This window comes from Mesorhizobium intechi (assembly GCF_002879535.1).
Lineage (GTDB): Bacteria > Pseudomonadota > Alphaproteobacteria > Rhizobiales > Rhizobiaceae > Mesorhizobium > Mesorhizobium intechi.
Window position 1 is genome coordinate 1 of sequence record NZ_PNOT02000022.1, and the last position, 5,224, is coordinate 5,224.

The window sequence follows — 5,224 nt, forward strand, 5'->3', positions numbered from 1 at the left end:
CGCCTGCACCAGGCCATCGATGCCTGCGCCGAAGCGCGCGAGCGTCACCGGCAACTCCTCTCGCTTGGGGGTGAAGGCGCCGGGCGGCTTGCCCGGCAGCGGCACGATGGCAAGGCCGGAACGGACAAAGCCCTCGAACAGGATGGGAGCGGCCGAGACGTAGCCGGAAAGGCCCGGCACCGCGCTGGCGTCGGGGCGGCCGACCCAGACGCCCAGCACATAGCGGCCGTCGAAGCCGACCGACCAGGCGTCGCGGTAGCCGTAGGAGGTGCCGGTCTTGTAGGCGATGCCGCGCTGCAAGGCGCCTTCCGGCGGCTTGACCCCCGACAGTATGTCGATGATCTGCCAGTTCGCCTGGTCGTTGAGGATGGTGGCGGTGGTGCGCCCGGCATCGGCCGGTTCGGTGCCGTCATGCAGCGTGTGCGTCCTGCCGCCATTGGCGAGCCCCGTATAGAGCTGGACAAGATCGCGCAGCGTGACGCCGACGCCACCGAGGCCGATGGCCAGGCCCGGCGCCTCGTTGACCGGCAGGATCGGGTTGACGCCGGCCTGGCGGAAGCGCGCGGTCAGCCGCGCCGGGCCGACGGCATCGAGCACGCGGATCGCTGGCACGTTCAGCGACAATTGCAGTGCCTGGCGGATGCTGACATCGCCCTGGTAGCCCATGTCGAAATTCTTGGGCCGATAGCCGCCGAAATCGACCGGGCTGTCCTCGATCAGGGTTTCCTGCGCAACCAGCCCCTGCTCGAAGGCGAGGCCATAGATGAACGGCTTCAGCGTCGAGCCGGGCGAGCGCACGATCTTGGTCATGTCGATCCAGCCGGACCGGCTGGCATCGAAGAAATTGGCCGAGCCGACTTCGCCCAGAATGTCGCCGGTGCGGGAATCGGCCAGCACCATGGCGACGGAGAGGTGTGGCCCAAGCCTGGTCGCGGCATCGCGCGCCACCTGCTCCAGCCCTTCCTGGACGCTTTTGCGGATCGTCAGCTTGAGCGGCTGGCCGGGAACGGCCCTGGGCAGCATCGCGTAGGCGGCGTGCGGGGCAAGCGCCGGCAAGGTGCGGCGCAGGCCCGACACGTCGTCAAGGGCGGCGCGCGCGGCCTCGCGTTCGCCGATCAGGCCCGAGGAGACCATGCGGGTCAGCACACGGTCACGGGCGGCGTGGGCGATTGCGAGATTGCGGTCGGGCCGGCGCTTCTCCGGCAATTGGGGCAAGGCGACGAGCAGAGCGGCTTCCGAGACGGTGAGCCGCTTGGGCTCCTTGCCGAAATAGGCAAGCGAAGCGGCGCGCACGCCTTCGAGGTTGCCGCCATAGGGCGCCAATGTCAGATAGCGTTCGAGGATCTCACTCTTGGAGAGCCGCCGCTCGATCTGGATGGCGCGCAGCATCTGCTTGATCTTTGAGCCGAGGCTGCGGCTTTCGCGCGGCTCGATCAGGCGCGCAAGCTGCATCGACAGGGTCGAGCCGCCCGAGACGATGTGGCCGCTGGTGGCGAACTGGCCGGCGGCGCGGCCAAGCGCCAGCACGTCGACGCCCTGATGGTCCCAGAAGCGTTTGTCTTCATAGGTGACCAGCATGTCGACGAACTGCTTGTCGACCTGGTCGAGCCGTGTTCCGAGCCGCCAGTAGCCGTCCGGCGTGGCGAAGGCGCGCAACAGCTGGCCATCGCGGTCCTGCACTTCGGTCGAGACCGTGAGTTCCGCGGGCAAGGGTGGCGGGAAGGCGCGGTCGAGTTCCCAGAGGGCGGCGGCGGAGATGGCGAGGACGCCGACAAAGGAAGCTGCGGTTACGGCTGCCCGACGGATAATTTTTTTGGAGAGCATGGCGCTGCCCCTCATCCGCCTGCCGGCACCTTCTCCCCGTATAGTGACGGGGAGAAGGGGGCTGTTGCGATCGTCGGCGCCTTCTTTGCAGCGCTGGAGATTGGCGAAAGCCCCTGCGCAAGCCCCTTTCTCCCCGTTACTATACGGGGAGAAATGCCCGGCAGGGCAATGAGGGGCAGCGCAAACCTCACGTTCATATCCACCAACAACGCCTTACGGTGCCTTGATTTCCATCATGCCTGTGGCGGTGCGGGCCGAGTATTGCGGACGGTACATGTCCTCCACGGTTGCCGCCGGATGGGCATAGGTGCCCGGCGTCACCGCGCGCACGACATAGGCGAGCGTCAGATTGTGGTCGTGATCGCCATCGGCCGGGTTGAACGCCGCGACGAAACGGTCGTCGCGGAATTCGAGATGAGCGGCGTCGGTCGGCGCCAGCCAGGAGAAGTTCGTCAACTGGGCGCTGGAGACCAGGCCGGGATTGTCGATCTCGAAGCCGGCCGGCAACAGGTCGGTGACCAGCAGGCGCGACGGCCAGCTGTTCTGCTCGGTGACCTTGAGCACGACGACATAGCGTTCGTTCTGGGTTGCCTCCGTCACATTGGCTTCGGTGCCGTCGAGCTTGTAGTAGGTGCGGCTGATGGTGAAGCCGTCACCGCCGGCCGGCAGTGGCTGGATCGGCGACGCCACGGTGGTGACGACGGCCTGCAGCGGAGTCTTGCCGCTGTTGGCGATTTCGAGCGGGCTGTCGACCAGTTCGGAGCCGTTGACCTGGTTGGAATAGCCACCCGAATGCGGCGCGCCATTGACGGAGAGCGTGATCGAATCATTGCCTTCCTTCAGCGCGCGGGCCGCCAGAAGCATCCAGGAATCGTCCTGGGTGCTGGTCCAGCGCACTTCAGCGCGTTGCCGGGTCACCAGCTTGATCAGCTCCGGCACGACCGAGGAAACCGGCTTCGATTCCGCCGCCAGCGACAGCATTGCCGCGCCGTCGCGCAGCGCCGAACCGTAGTCGGAGCGGTACCAGTCGTAGTCGGTGCTCGATTTGGCGAGCTGCAGCGCGGTCTTGAAGGTCGCCTCCGAGCGCTGGGTGTCGCCATAGAGCGCAAGGCTCGCCGCCAGCTGTGCGACGGCCATCGGGCTCGAGAAGGCTTCGAGCTGGGTGTCGGCATAGTAGCGCAGGTCACCGATCGAGGCCTTTTTGTTGCGGGCCAGAACGTAGAGGGCGTAGGCGATCTCGCTGCCGCGGTCCTGTACGCTCTGGTCGTAGCCGAGCGAGTTCTGCAGATTGCTCAGCGCTTGGTTCATGGCCAGAGCCGGCACGTCGTATTTCTGCTCGCGCGCCCTGGTCAGGAACTCGCTGACATAGGCGTCGAGCCACAAATCGCCGGAGCCCGGGCCCCACAGGCCGAAGCTGCCGCTCGAGGACTGGTAGCTGAGCACCTTGTAGATGGCATCCTGGATACGACCATGCAGGTCGGGGTCGCTTTCCATGCCGATGCCCGAGGCGATCTCGTTGACGTAGAGAAGCGGCATGGCGCGGCTGGTGGTCTGCTCGGCGCAACCATAGGGGTAGCGATCGAGGGTCATCAGCAGGGAGGGCACGTCGAAGGCCGCCGCCTGCGAAACGCCGACGCTGACGGAAGCACCGTCAAGCAGGCTTGCCGCCAGCAGTTCCTTGTCGACACGCAACGCGCCGCCATTGCCCTTGAGGTCGACCACAAGGCGCGTGGTGACCGGCAGTTGCGCCGGGCGCACCGGCACGTAGAGCGTCTGCTCGACCTTGGTGCCGTCGGCGTGCGCCAGCTTGATGGTGAGCGAGGCATTGCCCGGCGTCTTGGCGATCAGCGGCACGGTTAGCGTCTGGCGCTTGCCCTGGGCGAGCGTCAGTTTCTGGGGCAGGGGCTTGTCGCCCGTCGACAGGTCGCCTGTCGTGTCGATCGAGAAGGCATAGTCGCCTCCCGGGCCGTCGGTGTCGGCCACGTCAAGCCGCATCACGGCATTGTCGCCGGGCGCGAGGAAGCGCGGCAGGCCGGCGGTGATGACCACCGGGTCGCGTACGATGACATCCGACTGGGCATGGCCGACCGCTTCCTTGGTCCAGGCGACGGCCATGACGCGAACGGTACCGTTGAACTGCGGAATGTCGAAGTCGATCCGTGCCTTGCCGTCGGCGTCGAGCTGGACCGGGCCGGAGAAGAAGGCGACCAGCTTTTCGGTGGGCGGGCTGCCTTGCGCCTGCATGTTGGCGCCGTCGCCGCCGGTCCTGAGCTTGCCGGTGGTGCCCAGCGAGCCGTCGATCAGGCGGCCATAGATGTCGCGGATCTCCATCCCCAGCATGCGCTGGCCGAAGAAAAAGTTCTCGGGGTCGGGCGCGTTGTAGTTGGTCAGGTTGAGAATGCCGACATCGACGGCGGCAACCATGACATAGGCGTTGGTGCCTGGCCGCACGCCGGCCACGGAAACCGGAATCGACAGCTGCCGGCGCGGCATCGTCTTGTCCGGCGGCGTCAGCGTGACCGCGAGCTTCTTGGCGCCCGGATCGACCTTGAGCCATTTCACGCCGATGGCACGGGCCGGCATGCGCGTCTCCTGGGCATCGCCCGGCCGGAACAGAGTGGCCGTGACATAGGCGCCGGCACCCCAATCGTCACCGACCGGAATGTCGATGGTGCTGCCGCCGGCCGGGACGGTGGCCGTGATGGTCTTCAACAGCTTGTCGGAACCGATATTGATCAGAAGCTCGCCGGCAAAATGCGGCGAGACCTTGAGCTTGGCCATTTCGCCCGCGGCATAGTTGTCCTTGTCGAGCGCGATTTCGAGGCCGTCAGGCGTTTCGGTGGTGGTCGAGGCGACATACCAGCCGGCGTCGAACTCATAACTGGTCGCGGGACCCTCGGGATCGGAGGTTTCGACCTCGAGCCGGTACTGGCCCCAATCGACGGGAACGGAGACGGTGGCGTCGCCATCGGCGCCGAGGTCGATCTGGCCATTGGCGATCGACTTGGTGAAGGTCACCGGCTCGTAGCTCCACGAATTGCTGGAGCGGTACCATTGGTAATTGCGTTCGACCTTGACCAGCGTCCACTGGGCGCCTTTCAGCGCCTCGCGCTTGCCGGCCGGATCGACCGCAATCAGACTGAATTTGGCCGTGCCGCCCTGCGGCACTTCATCGTCGGCGAAGTCCGGACGGATGCCGATCATATGGCCTTGCGGGCGGATGCCGATGTTGAGCGAGCGCTCGATGGCGCGGCCACCGGTTTCGCGCATGCGCACGGTCACCTTGCCGTTGACCAGCTTGGTGGTCGAGGGCAACTGGTCGACGGTAACAGGGAACGTCGCCTTGCCGTCATCGCCGACCACCGGGAGGTTGGTCAGCGGCGTGACCGTGGGCTCGGCC

The 5,224-nt window shown here is 66.3% G+C and carries 2 protein-coding genes; both read right to left on the bottom strand.

Annotation, left to right across the window (positions count from 1 at the left end; genetic code table 11):
• Window positions 1-1,824, bottom strand: a 1,824-nt coding sequence (pbpC, locus tag C1D09_RS01530; RefSeq protein ID WP_246135627.1) for a penicillin-binding protein 1C, incomplete at its 3' end; no start/stop codon positions are given.
• 213 nt (window positions 1,825-2,037) lie between these two features.
• Window positions 2,038-5,224 (bottom strand): alpha-2-macroglobulin family protein (locus C1D09_RS01540; RefSeq protein WP_143972661.1); only part of this gene is annotated, 3,187 nt, incomplete at its 5' end.